The sequence below is a fragment of the Paenibacillus profundus genome, assembly GCF_021369635.1.
Taxonomy (GTDB): Bacteria; Bacillota; Bacilli; order Paenibacillales; family Paenibacillaceae; genus Paenibacillus_B; species Paenibacillus_B profundus.
The window spans coordinates 1-19,344 of sequence record NZ_JAJNBZ010000006.1; the positions used below are offsets into that span (position 1 = coordinate 1).

At 36.7% G+C, this 19,344-nt stretch carries 17 protein-coding genes and 1 pseudogene; 16 read left to right on the forward strand and 2 right to left on the reverse strand.

Features of this window, described 5'->3' with window-relative positions:
* On the reverse strand, positions 1-268 hold a 268-nt coding region (locus LQV63_RS10085; protein WP_233696595.1), incomplete at its 3' end, for a transposase.
* A 188-nt stretch (positions 269-456) separates the two neighbouring features.
* Between LQV63_RS10085 and LQV63_RS10090 the strand changes: the two genes are divergently transcribed.
* A complete protein-coding gene (locus LQV63_RS10090; protein ID WP_233696596.1) occupies positions 457-1,482 on the forward strand; it encodes an IS1595 family transposase in 1,026 nt (341 codons plus the stop codon).
* Positions 1,483-1,543: 61 nt separating this feature from the next.
* Entirely contained in the window at positions 1,544-2,251 is a 708-nt protein-coding gene (locus LQV63_RS10095; protein ID WP_233696597.1) for an alpha/beta hydrolase, read from the forward strand.
* Between the two features lie 67 nt (positions 2,252-2,318).
* Here the strand turns inward: LQV63_RS10095 and LQV63_RS10100 are convergent.
* A pseudogene (locus LQV63_RS10100) lies at positions 2,319-2,534 on the reverse strand (AAA family ATPase); the annotation flags it as partial.
* A 276-nt stretch (positions 2,535-2,810) separates the two neighbouring features.
* Here LQV63_RS10100 and LQV63_RS10105 point away from each other — a divergent pair.
* From LQV63_RS10105 to LQV63_RS10170, 14 genes are all read left to right on the forward strand, one after another.
* Complete coding sequence (locus tag LQV63_RS10105) at positions 2,811-3,332, forward strand: GNAT family N-acetyltransferase (protein WP_233696598.1); 522 nt, start codon at positions 2,811-2,813, stop codon at positions 3,330-3,332.
* A 475-nt stretch (positions 3,333-3,807) separates the two neighbouring features.
* Entirely contained in the window at positions 3,808-4,062 is a 255-nt protein-coding gene (locus LQV63_RS10110) for a helicase C-terminal domain-containing protein (RefSeq protein ID WP_325175871.1), read from the forward strand.
* A gap of 1,388 nt (positions 4,063-5,450) precedes the next feature.
* Complete coding sequence (locus tag LQV63_RS10115) at positions 5,451-6,128, forward strand: response regulator transcription factor (protein WP_233696600.1); 678 nt, start codon at positions 5,451-5,453, stop codon at positions 6,126-6,128.
* Between the two features lie 69 nt (positions 6,129-6,197).
* Positions 6,198-7,946, forward strand: a complete 1,749-nt coding sequence (locus tag LQV63_RS10120) for a DUF885 domain-containing protein (protein WP_233696601.1) — start codon at positions 6,198-6,200, stop codon at positions 7,944-7,946.
* A gap of 19 nt (positions 7,947-7,965) precedes the next feature.
* Entirely contained in the window at positions 7,966-9,237 is a 1,272-nt protein-coding gene (locus LQV63_RS10125; RefSeq protein WP_233696602.1) for a sensor histidine kinase, read from the forward strand.
* Positions 9,238-9,382: 145 nt separating this feature from the next.
* Positions 9,383-9,553 (forward strand): winged helix-turn-helix domain-containing protein, encoded by a 171-nt coding sequence (locus tag LQV63_RS10130; RefSeq protein WP_233696603.1) that lies wholly within the window; start codon positions 9,383-9,385, stop codon positions 9,551-9,553.
* Between the two features lie 51 nt (positions 9,554-9,604).
* Complete coding sequence (locus tag LQV63_RS10135) at positions 9,605-9,955, forward strand: hypothetical protein (protein ID WP_233696604.1); 351 nt, start codon at positions 9,605-9,607, stop codon at positions 9,953-9,955.
* Positions 9,956-10,233: 278 nt separating this feature from the next.
* Positions 10,234-12,186, forward strand: a complete 1,953-nt coding sequence (locus LQV63_RS10140) for an ATP-dependent nuclease (protein WP_233696605.1) — start codon at positions 10,234-10,236, stop codon at positions 12,184-12,186.
* A 2-nt stretch (positions 12,187-12,188) separates the two neighbouring features.
* Positions 12,189-13,961 carry a UvrD-helicase domain-containing protein gene (locus tag LQV63_RS10145; protein WP_233696606.1) on the forward strand — a complete coding sequence of 591 codons (1,773 nt, stop codon included), beginning with the start codon at positions 12,189-12,191 and terminating at the stop codon, positions 13,959-13,961.
* 159 nt (positions 13,962-14,120) lie between these two features.
* On the forward strand, positions 14,121-14,795 hold the full coding sequence (locus LQV63_RS10150; RefSeq protein WP_233696607.1) for a TnsA endonuclease N-terminal domain-containing protein: 675 nt from the start codon (positions 14,121-14,123) through the stop codon (positions 14,793-14,795).
* Positions 14,773-16,710 carry a hypothetical protein gene (locus tag LQV63_RS10155; RefSeq protein ID WP_233696608.1) on the forward strand — a complete coding sequence of 646 codons (1,938 nt, stop codon included), beginning with the start codon at positions 14,773-14,775 and terminating at the stop codon, positions 16,708-16,710. The genes LQV63_RS10150 and LQV63_RS10155 overlap by 23 nt, the downstream gene beginning before the upstream one ends.
* A 12-nt stretch (positions 16,711-16,722) precedes the next feature.
* Positions 16,723-17,109 (forward strand): hypothetical protein, encoded by a 387-nt coding sequence (locus LQV63_RS10160; RefSeq protein WP_233696609.1) that lies wholly within the window; start codon positions 16,723-16,725, stop codon positions 17,107-17,109.
* 101 nt (positions 17,110-17,210) lie between these two features.
* Positions 17,211-17,729, forward strand: coding sequence for a hypothetical protein (locus LQV63_RS10165; RefSeq protein WP_233696610.1), 519 nt, complete (start codon positions 17,211-17,213; stop codon positions 17,727-17,729).
* Positions 17,726-19,222: a hypothetical protein gene (locus tag LQV63_RS10170; protein WP_233696611.1), complete on the forward strand. Its 1,497-nt coding sequence runs from the start codon at positions 17,726-17,728 to the stop codon at positions 19,220-19,222. Before LQV63_RS10165 ends, LQV63_RS10170 begins: the two co-directional genes overlap by 4 nt.
* Positions 19,223-19,344 lie beyond the last annotated feature (122 nt).

Here is a 19,344-nt window from a genome sequence, read left to right on the forward strand (position 1 = left end):
CAGTCTGTTGCTTAAACTCTCCATTGCGGTCTCGTGGAATGTTGAGATGCAGATCGCCATACTCCGTGTGCAGTGTACGAGTATATCCACCATTACGTGAGTTTCCTGAATTCACCCCAATACGGTCGTACTTTTCATAATCTAGAAACGAAGTTAATTCGGTTTCCAACAAACGATTCATAGCCAATTCGAGATGAGCACGAAAAACTTCTGTCACATCTTGTTTCGTAACTAGAGCTTGGACTAAATCTGATGTAAAATGATTCATAGGGAAGACCTCTTTTCTGTGAATTGTGTTGTGGTGACTTAATTCTACAAGAAAAGGTCTTCCTTTTTGCTATTTATCTATTTACACAAGATATTTTACGCTCTCAAATAGATGTTGAAAATTGATATATTAAATAGAAGACATACTATAATTAAGCCATATATACATACAGGTTTGGAGGTATTATTATGGCAAGTGTTAATTCTTTGATTTCAGATATTCAAAAACTATCAGTATCTCAACAAGAACAGTTGCTTTCCTATTTAGAAGAACTGCTTGTATTAGGTACACAAGTAGGTCAAGTAACACAAGAAGTCAAGGAATTTAGATTTGCCAAGGGAAAAATCTGCCCACATTGTAGTGCTGAAACTGTATCAAGAAACGGCAGGTATAAAGGGAAGCAACGATATATTTGTAAATCCTGCAATAAGACTTTTACTGACTTCACAAACTCTGCCACTTACAAAAGCAAGAAAACATTAGATAAATGGCTTAAATACGCTAAATGTATGATTGCAGGTTATTCCATTAGAAAGAGTGCTAAAATTGTAGAGATTAATATTGCAACAAGTTTCTTTTGGAGACACAAAATACTTGATTGTATAAGGTCATTTTTTGGTGTAGGCTCTGTTGAGGGAGTAATTGAGGCTGATGAAGTATTCTTTGCAGAGAGTTTCAAAGGTACAAAACCTTCTAAAATGCCGAGAAAATCTCGTGAAAGAGGCAAACAGATTAAAAAGAGAGGTATATCTAACGAACAGGTTTGTATTGCTACTGCTATTGATAGACAGGGTAATCTAATTATGGAGTTACTATGTAGAGGTAGAATGACACACCAAGAAATAGAAAGACTCTATGACGGTCGTGTAGGGGATAACTCTATCTTTTGTACTGATAGTCATAAGAGTTATGTTCAGTTTGCCAAAGATTGTTCATTGGAACATAAACGTATACAAAGAGGAAAACATAAAGAAGGAATTTACCATATTCAACACATTAATGCTGTACACAGCAAATTAAAAAAGTGGATGAATAAGTTTAATGGTGTTGCAACTAAATATATTAGCAATTATTTGTATTGGTTTAAATGGCTACAATTATTTGAAACTGACAAAGAAGTTGTTAAAATCAAGAACTTTATGGTTCAATGCAATGTAGCCCATGCTTATACAAGAATAACAGATTTTAAAGAAAGAGAGCCAATATTTATTTAGGTATATACATTTGTAATATTTGGAATGACGAATTATTTATATTTTAGGAGGATAAATTGTAATGATAAAAAATAATTTTAAAATAGAAAACATTCCAGCAATTTTGTGGGGTGACAAATCAGATAAGTTATTTGTGGTGGTGCATGGTAACATGTCAAATAAGGCAGATGACTCGATTATTGTATTTGCAGAAGAAGCAACAGCAGTAGGTTATCAAGTGCTTAGTTTTGATTTACCTCAACATGGTGACCGTAAGGATGATACTTATCTTTGCAAAGTTCAAAACTGTGTTCAAGACCTTAATACAATTATGACCTATGCAAAATCGTTATCAAATAATATAAGCATTTTTGCTTGTAGCATGGGAGCATATTTTAGCCTATTAGAATATAGTCATGAGCCGTTGAAGCAGTGTTTGTTTCTCTCTCCTGTGGTAAATATGGAACGTATCATAAATAATATGATGACATGGTTTAACGTAAGTGAGAGTAGACTAAAAATAGAAAAAGAAATTTCTACACCTATTGGACAAACTCTCTATTGGGATTACTACTGTTATGTGAAAGAACATCCTATTGTTGCTTGGAATAATCCAACTTCAATTCTCTATGGTTCAGAAGATAACTTATGTGAGTTTGACGTTGTATCTGAATTTAATAAACGTTTTAACTGTAATTTGCAAGTAATGGAGAATGGAGAACACTATTTCCATTCTGAGGAACAGTTGCAGTATTTCAGACAATGGCTGAAAAAACATATTTACGTTTAATGATAATAAAAAATGATTGATGTATAAATTTCTTTAAAAGCGAATTAAGGGAAGTCAAAATGGCTTGTTGGGGATATCGGGCTAATCGTTTTTCAATGCCAGGCATTCCAATTAATATCATCGCAATGTCATTACGATCGTAGATATCCCTGAGCTGTTCTAAATTTTGCACTTTTAGTCGATCTATTTCATCAACAATTATTAAGTCGATATCCTCGTAAGCATCGGTGGAATAATTTTCTTCTTCTCCTTTAGTAAGCACTTTATACATAGTTCTTGTCAACCTCTTAGGGAGTAAAAAGTTGCGTGTTCAGAAAAGGACGAGTTTTGTAACATATATCTAGCTTGTAAGATATTAACATGTTATTATTTTGATTAAAGGGCGCTTTTTAATTTTGTTCAGCAATCTTTTGCGGAACAAGGATTAGAAATCGCAGGAGAAAAAGAGTTAGCATTGGTGAATAATTTGTGTACCCTATTTTGAGAATTATGGAAATGATATTTGGAATGTTTTAGGCCATGTATGAAAGTGGCTTGTCTTAGGAGAGGAGATAAAAAAATGATTGAATTACGAAAAATAACCGGGGATAACATAGACGAAGTAATAGCACTTGAAGTTGGAGAAAACCAGAAAGACTTTATACAAACTACTAACCTCAGAAGCTTTGCAGACGCTCATATGTTGAACGCAGACGGGATACCAGCGACTCCCATTGCCATTTATGCCGATGGAGCTGCGGTTGGATTTTTGATGTATATTTACGATACGTTGGATCATGAATCATTTGAAAATGAAGTTTTTTACGGGAAGAAGAGCTATTTTATATGGCATATTATGATTGAAAAGAGTTATCAGGGGAAAGGATATGGCAAACTTGCCTTTGAAAAAATGTTGTTGGATATTGAAAATATGCCATATGGGGAAGCAGAATATGTAACCCTCTTTTATCGAACAAGTAATGTCATAGCTAAAACATTATACGCTTCATTTGGTTTCGTAGATACAGGAATCATTCAGGATAATTCGATGTTGGCGATTAAAAATCTAGATGGGAAAATAACAGAAGCCGTAGTGGAATAGGCTCTCTCGGAAAGCCGGTTTTGTTAACTCTGTCTAAGCAAAAATATGATATTTACACCGCAATCGGGCGCGTTTGTGAAGTAAGCAACTGGTCCAATTTCTTAATTTTAATGTTGAGAAATTGGACTTTTTATATTTATTCATAGTGCAAAATAGCACTTAAAACAGGTGCAAAATAACTCCAAAAGTGACACGTAAGATGCTCCCAAATAACGCCATTAGGGAAATAAAACAGAAGTGACTGCAACAAATCGAAAATAAACTGCTCCATCAGCGATAACGGCTGGCCCAGCACCCTGAAAGAAAGAAGGGGTACAATAATTCAAATTACATGTACTCATGGGATTCAACGAAAGCAAGACCTAAATAGAAAGAGAGTATCGGCACTGCCCAAAACGGAAATTCTATCATTAGATTTATCGTAAATAAATATAAAAGCACTGATGAGGATGATGATTCGACATCAGATACAGTCATTCCGTTTCAAGTTGCGTATGCTGTATCTATCCATAAAGCACAGGGTTTGGAATATAACTCTGTAAAAATTGTTATTACGAATGAGATCGAAGAGCTCACTCGTAATAACATTTTATATACATCAATCACGCGAGCAAAAGAAAATCTAAAGATTTATTGGACACCTGAAACAGAGCAAAAGGTATTAAATAGCTTAGAATTTAAAAATGGGAGAAAAGATGTTGCGCTTTTAAAATCAAAATATAGTTTATGAGTATTTTGGTGTTACTACCAAAACGTTATGACCACCAGTGGACGACAAAATAATAAAAGTTACCAGTAATCGATAGACAGCATAAACCTGGTAAAGAGGAGGAGCTTTTTTAAATTGAATAGTGGTATATCTAACATTCAATTAAGCATTAAATTTAATCCTGAAAGGGACGCCCTTTAATCAAAACTACAATTTCATATGTGAATAGTCATTTAGTTAACTTAAGTGAAAACTAAAAAGTATTGCCATCTGCAAGAAAGACACAATCATATAGGCTGTGTTTATTATTGATTAAATGTGTAACATCTTAATTCTAGAAAAAGGAGCAGTTTGCCACGGCAGCTGCTCCTTTTTGTGTGCATCTAGAAAGGGACATTGAACAAAACTCCACAAAGTAATGTTAATAGAGAGAAAGTTAAAATCACGTACTAAAGTAATGGGTTATATGATGTGACACATCATATCTTATTTTTTCATCCGAAAAGAATGGGGTATATAATGTGTCACATCTGTCACAGGACTAGAATATAGTCCCATAAGAACCCGCGCCCAGCGCGGGTTTTCTTTTTTAAGGGATCAAGTTCTTGTCCTTTGTCCAGGACAAGAACTTGATCCCTTAACCGATAATGGACAAGAACATGGTCTCATTGCCGATTAGATAGTTATTAAATTATTTTAAGGGAAAAATCAGTCGGTTTACCCCACACATCATGGATTCTTAACTTAAAACAAGCATACTTCTCACAAGGTAGTCGGGATTAACCTGTTTACTTTTGTATAGGCAGGATATGTTGATATCCCTATCGAATAATTTCCTGAAAGCAGAATTCTCTCACAATTCAACAAAAGGATGGATCACACTAATGTTCTTACAAGACTGACCCATCAACTAATTTTCACATGAGCACGAATCCTTGGCTCCAGGTAAACAAGAGTTTTATCCTCTCCGGAGACAATCCCTTTGCTCACCCCATAAAAAGGCTCTCTTTTCTTTAGGCCCTGGTCCATGATCAATGATTCCAGTCGGCGTATTTCAAGGAGTGTGAAACAGCGTATAACACCATATTCACGCTTTGGTTTATTGGATTCTCCCATAGTATTTCGAGGATTGAAGTCAGTTCTTCATTAAGCTAACGGGACACGATAGTTCAATTCTGATGGTATGCAAACAACCGCCAACATCTTGCAAACAGCCCCAGCCCATCCACCCTTTGTGGGATAAGAAGCTAGAGCGATTGGATTAGTTATGAGGGGAATCCGGTGGCAACCTGACTAAGCATATGATTGCTAGACCGGTAAGAATAAATGGGAATCTTATCAGCAGTGGACTCACAAACCCATTAAAATATGTTACACTATTCCATATTTGTTCATCCATGGAGGAACTTATGAAGCTGTTGATCGTAGAGGACGATATTGGGATATCGTATACAATTGCAAGAGTTATGCAGGATGAAGGGCATAAGGTTACGGAGTGTCATAACGGAGAAGAGGGCTTGCATCACGCATTGTACGGCGAGTTCGATTTAATTATTTTGGATATTATGCTGCCTAAGGTTGATGGATTTACGTTCATCCAAGAGCTGAGGAAGCAAAGAGTGGATACCCCGATTCTTTGTCTGACGGCAAAAGACGGATTGAACGACCGGGTAAAGGGGTTAACGATCGGAGCGGATGATTATGTGGTGAAGCCATTCGAGATTCCAGAGCTGATCGTCAGAGCTAAAGTGCTGCTGCGCCGTTATGGCAAAGTTAATCAAGAAGAGCTGATTAGCTACGGCCCGATTGCTATTCAAGTTAGAAATCGAGCAATAACGGTCACAGGAGAAGAGCTGACTTTGACAGAAAAGGAATATGAGCTGCTTGAGTACCTGCTCATGAATAAAGAGCAGATCGTGACGAAGGAGCAAATCTATAACCGAATTTGGGGACTCGATTCGGAAGCGGGAATTGGCATCGTGGAGCTCTATGTCCATTATCTTCGGAAGAAGTTGTCTTCATGGCATGCCGATCAATATATCCAAACCGTAAGAGGTTTGGGCTACATACTCAGAATAAACGAGTAGTTTTTCAAAGGGAAATCAAAGGTTCATCTTATATATTCTTCTTATACTCTACAAAGGGGAGATTAATGCATGAACCTTGTAAGACAGATGTTTAAGAACACCAGATTGACTATTTTATTGGTAGCAGGATTACTTGTCTTGCTGACTGTAGGTGGTTTGTTATGGCGGGCTCAACATAAATCAGAGGACTTCGGCACCATGATTCAAAAGATGGCGGTTGCCACCCTGAATGAGGACCCCGAGTTTCAGCTTTATTATGGTGCGGAAGAAGTGAATGGTCTTCGATGGGATCCCACTAAGCTTTCCGACTACTCGGATGCCTATTACCAACAAATAAACGATGATACCGAAGAATTTTTGAAAAAGTTGAATGCATACGACGCTGCCAAGCTTTCCTCAGAAGACAAGCTTACCTACGATATCTTCAAATGGCAAATAAGCACGGCACAACAATTGAACAAATATTCGGATTTGAACACAGGCGGATATCATTCCCTAATCAATTTCTCGCCGTTTTTCGCTAACAACTATCCGATTCGTAACCAAGCAGATGCAGAAAATTATATTGTTGCGCTGAATGGGTTTTCGGACAAGGTCGCACATTTCATAGACAGAATTCAGGACAAACAAGAGAAAGGATTCATCCCCACTTCTGAATTTTTGAAGGAAATACTCATGGGTTATGATAATTTGAAGAACACAAAACCGGAAAAAACGGTTTTGTACACTTCATATGTAGAGAAATTATCGGAGATAAAGCTCAAACCGTCCAAAGAACAGGAACTGAAAAAGGCGTTACTACAGACTTTAAGCGATCATGTACTTCCTTCTTACGGCAAACTTGCCGATTTGATCCAAAACGATCTTCTGAAGCAAGCATCCGTGGGTCAGGGGGTTTGGAGTCAGCCGGGTGGCGGCGAGTATTATTCTGCTCTGCTTAGACTTACTACGGGTACGGACCTCAGTCCTCAGGAAATTCACGAGATCGCCAAACGCAAAGCGGAAGAGATCGTAAAGGAGCTAAGAAGCCCAGTCCCGGAGAAAGCACAAGAGACTACAGTTGTAAACCAACGCGTAGCAGGAGATGAATTACTGCAAACGGTTAACCGCAGTTTGTCGGAAATAAAGCCCAAATTGTCCGATTGGTTTGAAGAAGCGCTTATTCCCAACAATCCAGTGGATGCGCGGTTATATCCGGCTCCGGTCTCGAATGTAGGCGCATTTTATATCCCCCCATCTATTAATGGCGATAGGAATGGAAGATTTTTTTTTCCGCCAGGCAGACTGTTTTTCGAAGAGGAAGCTAAAATGTTTGCGATGCATGAAGGCGTTCCAGGACATCATTTTCATTTTTCCATCGAATACAACCAACCGGCAATTCCATTAGCCCGTAAAATTACTAATTTACCCGGATTCTCAGAAGGATGGGCAATCTATGCGCAAACTTTAGGCGTAGAGATGGGCTTGCTTGATCAGAAGACGGTACAAAATCATTTGCTTTATTTTTACCTTGAAACCGTTATCGACACGGGTATTAATGGGCTGAAATGGACAAGAGAACAAGCTTATGAATATCTGGTGAGCATGGATAGAACGGAATTCAGTGCCTTGATTGACAGCGCCATTGCTTTTCCCGGACAAACAATTTCCTATGCCATCGGATATGATCAATTTCAATCTCTTCGAGAGAAAGCGGAAAGCGAGCTCAAGGATCGTTTCGACATTAAAACTTTTCATTCCGTTCTTCTTCGAAACGGTAAAATGCCATTTCCGATATTGGAGCAGCAAGTGAATCAATACATCAAGTCCGCCAAATAAAAGGAGTTCAGACCCCGATATGATTAAACGCACGCTAGTACGAATGACGATATGGAACAGCACGGTCGTATTTTGCTTGCTCATCATACTGGGGGGAGCGTTATACGGGCTGGCGCGTTATCGGATATATTCCGACATTGACCGTCAGCTGGTTTTTAATATTGACCACATGCATCAAATTACTCTAAGTAGTGGGGCTCAAGTCATTAACATTGATTCGAAGGAACCGGAACGTTTTATGATGTTATTTTATTGGGATTCCAACGATACCTTGCTTCAAAGCTTATATTATAAATGGCCATTTATCGAATTGAGTTCGATTCTTCGGGAAAAACAAAACCACATGGGACCCGAGTCAATACGCGTGGATAAGAAAACCTATCGATTCGTAAGCAGACCCTATCAGGGCAATTTGCCAGTAGTCGAGGAGCTGTCTAACACGCCTTTGAAAACAGTTCAGTTATATACGGAAATTTCTGCCGAGGCGTATTATTTGAATCGGTTATTATGGAGTATTAGTATCGGAATCGGTATCGGCGCGTTAATATCTATCATCGCAGGTTACGCATTGGCTAGACGGGCGCTCATTCCGATTCAGAAGGCTTGGGACAAGCAGCAGCAATTCGTTGCAGATGCCTCTCACGAGTTGAGGAGTCCGCTTTCGGTCGTCCGAGGGCAAACACAAATATTGTTACGCCATCCCGATCATACGATCGAGGAAGAAAGCGCTCCAATTTCAGCCATTCTGAAAGAAACCAAAAGAATGAGCAACATGGTAGACGGGCTGCTTCTTCTGGCAAGAGGCGATTCACATGAGGAAGTCATCTCATGCAAACCTGTGCGAGTTGACGGGATCATTAAAGAGATTGCAAAAAATATAGAGCCGATAATGGATTACAAGCAGTTGCGGTTACAGCTTCATGTCGAAGGCTCGGAATTGCTCATGAATGGAGATGAGGATCGTCTCATACAGTTGTTCATGATTTTGTTGGACAATGCTATTAAATTTACTCAGGCAGATGGGCAAATCGATCTTGAGTGTCTTAGGCAGGGGAAGTCAGTTCTCGTAACCGTCAAGGATAACGGAGTGGGTATTTCGGAACACGAATTGCCACTCGTATTTAATCGCTTTTACAAGGGAGATTCCTCTAGAAATAGAGGGGATCATGGAGCGGGTCTAGGGCTATCGATCGCGCGTTGGATCGTCGATCAACATCAAGGTTCTGTCCACATTAGCAGCGGGGTAGGGTGTGGTACGACCGTTATGATTCGTTTTCCAGTGATTAGTTAAATAATAGAGTTGATAGGATACCGCGGCAGCCGACCAGACAATCGGCTGCCGTTTTCATTAAGCTAAAGGGCAAATAAGTTGACGATCAATTGCGGTGAACCTTACCTCGAGTCAGTGGTTGTAATGCGGAAAATAGAATTGAAGGTTGAAGAAGGAGCAAATCTATAACCGAATTTGGGGACTCGATTCGGAAGCGGGAATTGGCATCGTTGAGCTCTATGTCCATTATCTTCGGAAGAAGCTGTCTTCATGGCATGCCGATCAATATATCCAAACCGTAAGAGGTTTGGGCTACAGACTCAGAATAAACGAGTAGTTTTTCAAAGGGAAATCAAATCCTAAAACACATATAAAGGGGATATAAGCTATGAACCTTTTACCACAGGTATCTAAGAAAAATCGTCTGGCCTTCTTATTGGCTGTGGGACTTCTCGTATTGCTGATTGCAGGCGGTTTGTTATGGCAGACCCAACATCAGTCAGAGAGTTTTGACGCATTGATTCAGAAGATGGCGTTTGATACGCTTAAGGATGACCCTGAGAAACAGCTTTATTTTGACTTGAAAAATGTGGAGGGAATCCGATGGGATCCCACTAAGCTTACGGACCTGTCGGATGCCGATTACGAACAATTAAACGAAAAGAGAAATGGTTTTCTTAAACCTAGAAGGGATTATGTTCTTGTCCTCCGACATGTAACATCTTATAGAAGGATGTAGATTGACAAGAATATACTTGAATACATAACTACTAGAACACAATGATCCATGTACTTATAGACAAGAATATGCTTTAATAACACTCGAAATGTACTTGGATCTGTTTTAGTACAAAACAAATTACATATCGATAGTTCACTGATAATTAAGTTGTGAATCCAAGTGATTCAACACAATTCGACAAATTTCATTTTCAGTCTGGGTTATACTTAGTTTAATTAATTCAGTAAGATTTAATAGTTAGGAGTTCAAAAATCTTATGATACTAGGAGAATAATATGTATTTAGACAAAATAAGAATTTGGAATTGGAGAAAGTTTGAATTACTAAAAAATGGAGATCCAAGTATTGAAGTTTCTTTCAATAAACATTTAAACGTTCTCGTCGGCGAGAATGATTCTGGTAAAACAGCAATAATAGATGCAATTAAAGTTGGATTAAATACCAACAGCCAAGATACTAACTGGATATTAGAATCGGATTTTTTTGATACTTCTGTTCCAATTAAAATAGAATATATTTTTCGTGAAATGTCAGAAGATGAGGAAGCTTTTTTATATGAGTGGATTCACTTTTCCGAGAATGAGTCAGTACTAAGAATATTGCTCGAAGCCGAAATTATTAAAGATCTTAATGGTAAGACCAGAGTTATCAAGTCTCTTTTGGGTGGAGAGGAAGATAAAGAAAGTTTAATTAGTGACAATGTGAGACATCTATTATCAGTGACTTATTTAAAACCACTTCGCGATGCTGAAGCAGAATTAAGTCCTGGTAATAGATCCAGGTTTGCTCAAATCTTAAGAAGTTTAAGTGTTTTTCAACAGAATGATGGAGCAGCTAAAATAGAAATTGAGGAAATATTAACTAAAGCTTTTTTAGAAGTTCAAGAAAAGATAGATAAGCCTGTTCTAAAGCAAATGGATAGTGTAATACAGTCTTTTTTCGATAAAACCCGTGCGAGACAACCAGTAATACAACCGAAGCACATGAAATTTGACGAGTTTGTAAAGAAATTAGAGCTCAATTTAGGTGAGGTAGGTCCAGGTTTGGGAAGTTCAAATCTCTTGTTTATGGCTGCAGAGCTCTTATTGCTAAGCGAAAATAAATTAGGGCCACAATTGGCATTAGTTGAAGAGATAGAAGCCCACATTCATCCTCAATCTCAATTAAGATTAATCAAATATTTTGAAAGGAAAAGCAAAGAAGACGGTATTCAGTACATTTTAACATCTCATAGCCCTATACTTGCTTCATCAATTTCTCTAGAACATATAATTTTAATTTACAACAACTGGGCATACTCAATGCAGTCGGGTCAAACACGTCTTAATTCTGATGATTATAAATTTTTAGAACGTTTTCTAGATGCAACAAAATCCAATATGTTTTTCGCAAGGGGTATAATCTTTGTTGAAGGTGACGCAGAAAACTTATTGATACCTGCATTTGCAGAAGCAATTGGAAAGCCATTACATGATTATGGTGTATCAATTGTTAATGTGGGCAATTTAGCGTTTAAGCGATATGCTTCGATTTTTTTAAGAACAGATGAGAAACTTTTGAATTTTCCGGTTTCTATTGTGACTGATTTAGATTTGAAACCTATTTCTTACTTTAATGAAGGTTATATATCTTATTTTGAAGTAACTCCCCAAACTGAGAGTCAAATTACAAACCTTTTTGATAAAGATTTCACTGGGAAACTTGTTGGATCATACATCACGATTGATCAACTGATAAAAAAAATAAAGCAAGAGAGTGTTGAAATTGATACCTCTACGTCAGAAAAGTTAATAATTATTCTGGAGAAATTGAACAATCTATACAACAAACAAATTATCGAACAAAAAATTAAATTCTTAAATGCCAATTATTTTAACAACATTGAAAATACAAAGGTGTTTATATGTTCACCTTGGACTCTAGAATATGCAATTGCAGAGAGTGATTTATCAGAGTTTCTGCAAGATGCAATACTAGATGTCCATTATGAATTAAAAAGCTATAAAACTAAAAAGAAAACAGAATGGAGTAATATAGACTGTAAAGAAAAAAGAGCAGTTGCAATCTACAAATTTATGTTAGATAAAGAAATATCAAAGCCAGCAGTTGCCCAAATGCTTGCATATAAGCTAATCACCAGAAAATCAGAGATTAGTTCTAAACTGAAGAATGATTCACAATTAAAATATATATATGATGCTATCCTTCACGTCACGGGAGGAGAATAACGATGTTTTTCACTGAACAAGATTTTAAAATGGTAGAAGCAGCCACACTGAGCGGTAAAACATTTAACCCAAAACAAAGAGAATTCATTGAATTGGTTGAGTCAAAGTATATTATTGCCGGGCCTGGTGCTGGTAAAACAACAGCTCTCTCTGCAAAAATAGTTCTTCTTTTGCTTAATTCTATGAGAACTAATCAAAGAGAAGGGATCTGTATTATAACCAAGACAAATGTTGCTGTTGAAGAAATAAATCGGATTTTGAGAAATGTTGGACAATCAAAGATGAAGCATCCTCATTTTATAGGTACAATACATCAATTTTTCAATACTTATTTGGCCACACCATACATCAAAAAAGTCTTAAATCCAAAACGCATACGTTTTGGTAAAGAGGAAGATTATACTTCTTTGCTTAATGAACTTGCTGAAAGAAATGTATATTTCAAAAACTGGAAAGACGCTCCCCGGAATATTGCAGTCCAAAAGACAAGTAAAAGCAAACTAATGTTTGATAAATCTAGTAATAATTTTTTTCTCGAAAATACCACTGAATGGGATAAGTTTGATCGACATGGCAAGCATATGTTTAACCTAAAATGGAATCTAAAGAAATTAGGTTTTTTTTCTTTTGAAGATATATTTCTTTTTTCTACAGCTGCGATAGAGGATAAAAAAACACTGTCATTATTAAGAAAGAGATTTCGATATATCTTCATTGATGAGTTTCAAGATACAAACTCTAGTAGTATTGAACTTGTAAATCGCATATTTAAATATCCGGATAATGTCTTGCAGTTTATAGGTGATCCTAATCAAACATTGGACTTTGATGGTGAAATGCCCGTTGTAGATGAATTGAACGTTTTTGAGTTAAACATCTGTAATAGATTTGGAAACCAGATTGGTAAGCAACTTTCTCACATCATTCATGATGTAAACATTAAATGCTTAGATAACAGACAATCCTTCAATCCCCTGTTATTGATATACAAAACTAAAGAAAACTTAATCCCTCACTATAAAAAAATTTTTAACAAGTATTTATCTGATGAAGATTTTGCTTCAGTCAAGAAAAAAGATTCGATATTAGCAATTCAAAACAATACTATTGATGAATTTCAAAAAAATTTAGCGACAAGAATTAGTCCAGGATTTAAAGCGAAATCCTCTGAATCATATACTAAGCAGATACTAAGCCAACTTCATGACGTATTGTTGAACAATATTTCTCTGGCAAAGAAACATGATCTTAAGCTTCCTGATTGGCTGAATGAACACCCTGATTACAAAAATTTGAAAATTTACTTGGTTAGAAGCATCAAATCACGTAAGTTGGAAGTAGAGCAAATCGTGAATCATTTAAATAATCTAATTGAGGAAAAGGAGGGACAGAAAATAACAACACGAGCACGTGTGTTTCAAAATATAGCTGCAATCATTGAACAAATAGGCAAAAAAACATCTATAGAAAAGATAGATGACTTTCACGTATTTAGCACCATTCACTCAGCTAAAGGCGAAACGCATAGATCTGTGCTTCTTATCGATTCTGAGAACGATAAACACTCAAAAATACACACAACATTATTAAAATCTTATTTTTGCGAAGAGAGAGAAAATATCTCTGATTACTGGGTCCAAAGAAATTTGTTATATGTAGCTATGAGTAGACCAACTCATCTTTTTGCCTTTGGAATGGACATAAATTTTATTACTGATGAAGAAATTGAATTGTTTCGAGAAAAGGGATGGGATATTGAATTTACTAATGAATAGTCATGGTATACAATACCTATATAAAACATGATATTTTATTTTAGAGGTATCTAACTAACAGATACTCCTCAAAATCCACCTCTATATCTATTAGTGGTGGATTTTTTTATTTATATAATTGGCAATACTAAATTGATAATCGTCATGGGGGGGGAATAAATGTATACACCTATATCAGGAACTAGGAGTACAAAATATGGTAGTAACTATTGGACTGCGCTTAGTTCAAAAATAAAACGAAGAGTTCAGTTATTTAGTGACTTAGAATACGATCATTGGGTTCTTGTAGAGTCAGACCCTAATGTAAAGACATTTTGTGAGCAGCCTCTTAAAATTCAACATCTTATTAATGGTGAAATTGTTAATTCAGTATTTGATATGTGGATACAGTATGTGGATGGAACGGAAAAATTCATCGAAGTTAAATATGAGAGGGATCTCGATCCCATTAATCCAAAATCTTCAAGAAATATCAGACAAACAGGGGCGCAACAAGATTGGTGTCGAGCTAACAATAAATATTACGAAATTAGAACAGATAAAATGATACGAGGCAATCCATTGTACCTGTCAAATCTCAAGCAAATCATTTCGTATACGAGGAATCGGGGAGCTTACAATGAGGTAGATAGTCACAGGCTTATTACGTTTATTAATATGAAAAGAATAACCCTTGGGGAAATTGAAACTGAATTCATTAATCTCACTCCTCAGCGTATTCGCGAGATTGTTTGTAACCTCATATATACAGGACAAGTTGAAGCAAATATATCAAATTGCATCATTGGATCTTCTCTGGAGGTGTGGTTGAATGTCAAGACGAAAGATAACTGAAAGTGAGGCACTCCCGCCGGAAGCTTTAGATGTTAAAGAGTGGGCAATTGTACTGATTGACAACCTTAATGAGAATGATAAAGAGGTTTTCCTCAAAAGAAAAAAAGCTATTGATATGTATATGAATAACCAGCCAATTAAATTAATTCGTACAGAGACTGGCATCGATTTCGAGTCGTTAAGGAGACTAGTCCGGCGATGTATTACGATGAATGATGAAAACGGTGTTATGTTAGGATATCGAGGACTGATCCCTAACAAAAGAATACGAGGCTATACTCGAATATCTCAAAAGAATAGCAATTACTCTGGTATGTTTACTCAACTTCTCAAAACACATTCTAGTCTTAAAGATATCATTGAAAAATACTATTTTCAAAATAATAAACGTTTGATCACCGATCCAAAAATGAAAGCAAAGCACATCCACAAAAAATTTCTGGAAGAATGCAGAAGAATAGGTATATCAGAAGCCAGTTATCCATTCAATACAGAAACACTTGCAAAGCGTTCATTAGAACGGTATCTAAAGAAGCTTGATAATAAGAGCTTTGTTCAAGCTGCTGGACGTTATGGAGAATCCGCCGCAAGAATTGCCAGTTCAACCGGAAGTGGCTCAGAGCATCATATTTCTATAGTGCGTCCACTGGAACGTGTTCAATTTGACGGTCATTGTATTGATGGTATCTTTTCAATTACATTTCGAACTCCTGAAGGCGACGAGATCACAAGAGAGCTGGAACGAATTTGGCTACTTGTCATTCTTGATGTTGCGAGCAGAGCAGTAATTGGCTACCATCTAAGCACAAGTATTGAGTATTCGGCTGTTGATGTAATGCAGTGTATACGCAATGCGGTTGTTCCTAAAGAAAAAAAGAAACTTACGATTCCAGGTTTACATCACAAAGAACGAGGAGGATTTCCAAGTGAATGTATTCCCGAAATGAAATGGGGTCTTTGGGATGAATTACTGTATGACAATGGTAAAGCAAACTTATCAAAACTCGTTACTGATCGATTAGTCAATGTTATAGGCAGCTCGACGAATGCAGGCCCCGTCGCACTACCTGTCCGGAGAGGCTACATCGAACGATTTTTTGGTGTTTTAGCCGAGAATGGATATCATCGCATGATTAATACAACTGGAAGCCATCCAAGAGATCCAAGAAGAGATAATCCCAAGGAAAAAGCGATTAAGTATGCTATTTCTTTCGAACACCTCGAGGAATTAACGGATGTCCTGATATCTGATTACAATGGTACTGTAAATGAGGGTATCAATAATTTAACTCCACTTGAAGTGTTGAGGCAAAGGATAAATAGAGGCCTTTTACCTCGTGTTATGCCTGAAGAGCAAAGAGGAGAGACTATTTTCCTTTCAATGAAAATTCAGCGTAAAATAAACGGGAGTGTAAAAGACGGTCGACGTCCATTTATTCATTTTGAAGGTGTTGATTATAGAAATGATGTGCTTTCGAGAAGTCCAGGTCTAATAGGTACGAAGTTAGATCTTCTGGTTAACGTGGATGATTTAAGGGTAATCAATACTTTTTTACCTGATGGAAGCGAGTTTGGCGCTCTGACAGGAACGGGTAAATGGGGAATTACTCCTCATTCACTAGAAATGCGTCGTCAAATAAACGCTTTGAGAAAGCGAGGTCTAATTCATTTCACTTCAGAAGATGATCCGATCGATTGTTTTCATCGTTACTTGGAAACACAATCTGTTAGCAAAAGATCAAGTCGCAACAGATTAGCGGAGCAACAACGAAGAATTAGAAAGCACACAGAGACAATAGGAGAGTCTAATTTAGGCGAAGTTAATGTTCCAGTACTTAAACCTGATTCGTCGAATATAAAAGACTCACAGAGAGTTAATCGGATAACGAAGAACTTCAAGACGATTACATTTTAGAAGAGGTATAGGATGGCAGAGCGTGCGAAATCACAAACAGAGCAGATAGTTGAAGATAATCGACCTTTTGTACATCCCCAATCACATCCAATTGAAACCGGACGTTATTTGTTGCAGACAAACCAGATTGAATTGTTAAAGACGACGGTTACGAGGTGGGTGAACAACAGGGTACCAGGTGGTATTGTCTATGGAAGACCACGACTTGGAAAAACGCGTGCAATAAATTATCTAGTTCATGTATTACCGTCTGAATTCGATCGGAATATTCCAATGTATAGTCTAAGGTGTCGTCAGTATAAGCTTCCCAATGAAGGTGTATTTTTCGAAGATGTGTTAAAAGATATTAAGCATGCATTTCCTTCCTCTGGAAAGGCCTCGCAAAAAAGGATCGAGTAATAAGGTTTTTACAAGAATGTGTAGAGTCTTCTGGACAACATCAAGTTATCTTTTTTCTGGATGATGCGCAGAGGCTTGTTGAATTGCAATATGGATGGCTCATGGATATTAATAATGAGTTAGATAGTCTCGGGATCAGTCTGACAGCAGTATTGGTTGGACAAAAAGAGTTGATTCATCAAAGGAGTGCGTTTCAACAAGCAAAAAAGCTACAGCTTGTTGGGCGATTCATGATTGATGATTATAAATTCATTGGGCTTAAAACACTTGATGACATGCAAACGTGCTTGGCAGGTTACGATCAATTTTCCGACTATCCAGTGGGTTGTGGATGGTCCTTTACAAGATATTTCTTTCCAACAGCATTTGCAAATGGGTTCCGCCTGGAAGATTGCGCAGCTGATCTTTATGATTGTTTCTTGTCTGCTAGAACGGAATCGGGCCTGTACAAGGCTCTAGAAATTCCTATGCAATATCTGACTCTTACAGTCGAATATGTATTACGACGCTATGGAAGAAACGGAGCTGACCTTGAGCAACTTAGCAAGACCCAGTGGAAAGATGCCATCAAAAACTCGGGTTATATATTAGCTGAAATGAACCAAGGGGTGGCCGAATGACTTCGAAAATCACTCTTCTACACGATAAGCCTTTAGATATTAACTTCTACACATGGAATTTACAGTGGGTAAAAGATTATGAATCTCCTTGGAGCATTTTTGAAAAGTTTAAATATGCAAATAACATTGGAACCAAAGATTTCTTGAAAACATTTGGAACTGATGAATTGTTAGCCATCAAACATCTTGCCTTATCAGAGAAAAATTGTAATGTTGTGAGGATGGAGCGCCTTCAAGATGATAAGATAGAGCAGATCTTAAAAGTACCTGTCAAAAAAAATGCGTACAACATACTAGCATTGGTGAATAGATGCTTTCCCTCAATAAATCTTTTACGCAGTAATCTTGCATATTGCAAAATATGTATTCGTAAGGGTTATCATAGTATATATCATCAACTCACTTTTATTCATAATTGTCCCTTTCACCCCAGAGCAAAACTATATGAAGCGTGTCAAATATGCAATGGAAGGTTCCGTTATGTATTGAATGATAAATTTAATCCTTATAGCTGCGAATGTGGAGCTAAAATTTTTAATGCTTCTTATCCATTTCAGCTAGTGTGGAAAATTCATAAACCAAAAATAGTATCTCCAACATTATTAAAATTATTATCACTGACGGAAGATGAGATTTTTAGATTAAAGGAAATGCATTTCATACACAACGAGAATGTTGCATCTTATGAGAAATTTCTTGAGATATGCCTAAATCAAATTGATAAGTCTTTCACAATTGATACGCATATTAATCATCGAATTACCGTATCTCACAGCAACTTATTTTTACACGGAAATCGAAAAGAAGAGTATAGTCGCGCCGAAAAAGTAGCAGATGTACGTTCTATGAAGATAATTGATAGAGAGATAGATGCTGATATTTACAACAGTACTGTTAATACTTACAATGCGCTATGCTCTAGATTACGTAAAACAATATTAAAGGATCATTCATCGTGCATAAAAAAATTATTCAAACAGAAAGAGATATGTCCGTATGCGTATGCCTATATAAATTGGCGAGTATGTATTGAAGGGCTCAGTAATCACTCTAATATCTTAAAGGTGTATAATCGTAAAAAATCATTTCATGATTATGCTCGTCTTGAAACAATATCAGTTGAGGATATTCCTATTTTCCAAAAGCTAACACATGAATGGGAAAAGAGTTTATTTTTCCATGAAAAAAATAAACGATATTTGAGCACAACAGCTACAAAGTGGGTAACAAATCACTTATTATACTGGTTGTTGTTTAACCATTTTATGAACTGGCTTGATTTTGCTTCAAAGAAAAGGTATCGGGAGAAAGGAAAAGTCTATTTTTATTTTAAGATCCCGTTTGGTTATAATAATTTGCCGTTATTCGGTTTTTTTCAATCAGGCGAGAACATTGAGTTTCATGTTTGGGAAAACAAATGGATTCGCAAACAGTCACCATGTATTTGTCCGTTTGAAAAGAAGAGAAAGAAAGCAAATGCAAAAACGGTCTGACTTTTGCGTAGTTCAACCGTTTTTGCATTTTTGCTTGTATATCAAATAAAAAGTAGGTAAGGATTATTTATGAATGTTATTTATGAAAAATATTCAAGCAAGTTCTTGTCTATAATTAAAGT

Coding starts and splice junctions, on each gene's coding strand:
- LQV63_RS10150 (WP_233696607.1), top strand. CDS start 14,121: ATGTATACACCTATATCAGGAACTAGGAGTACAAAATATGGTAGTAAC.
- LQV63_RS10140 (WP_233696605.1), top strand. CDS start 10,234: ATGTATTTAGACAAAATAAGAATTTGGAATTGGAGAAAGTTTGAATTA.
- LQV63_RS10125 (WP_233696602.1), top strand. CDS start 7,966: ATGATTAAACGCACGCTAGTACGAATGACGATATGGAACAGCACGGTC.
- LQV63_RS10095 (WP_233696597.1), top strand. CDS start 1,544: ATGATAAAAAATAATTTTAAAATAGAAAACATTCCAGCAATTTTGTGG.
- LQV63_RS10170 (WP_233696611.1), top strand. CDS start 17,726: ATGACTTCGAAAATCACTCTTCTACACGATAAGCCTTTAGATATTAAC.
- LQV63_RS10115 (WP_233696600.1), top strand. CDS start 5,451: ATGAAGCTGTTGATCGTAGAGGACGATATTGGGATATCGTATACAATT.
- LQV63_RS10135 (WP_233696604.1), top strand. CDS start 9,605: ATGAACCTTTTACCACAGGTATCTAAGAAAAATCGTCTGGCCTTCTTA.
- LQV63_RS10160 (WP_233696609.1), top strand. CDS start 16,723: ATGGCAGAGCGTGCGAAATCACAAACAGAGCAGATAGTTGAAGATAAT.
- LQV63_RS10090 (WP_233696596.1), top strand. CDS start 457: ATGGCAAGTGTTAATTCTTTGATTTCAGATATTCAAAAACTATCAGTA.
- LQV63_RS10155 (WP_233696608.1), top strand. CDS start 14,773: ATGTCAAGACGAAAGATAACTGAAAGTGAGGCACTCCCGCCGGAAGCT.
- LQV63_RS10120 (WP_233696601.1), top strand. CDS start 6,198: ATGAACCTTGTAAGACAGATGTTTAAGAACACCAGATTGACTATTTTA.
- LQV63_RS10145 (WP_233696606.1), top strand. CDS start 12,189: ATGTTTTTCACTGAACAAGATTTTAAAATGGTAGAAGCAGCCACACTG.
- LQV63_RS10105 (WP_233696598.1), top strand. CDS start 2,811: ATGATTGAATTACGAAAAATAACCGGGGATAACATAGACGAAGTAATA.
- LQV63_RS10165 (WP_233696610.1), top strand. CDS start 17,211: ATGGATATTAATAATGAGTTAGATAGTCTCGGGATCAGTCTGACAGCA.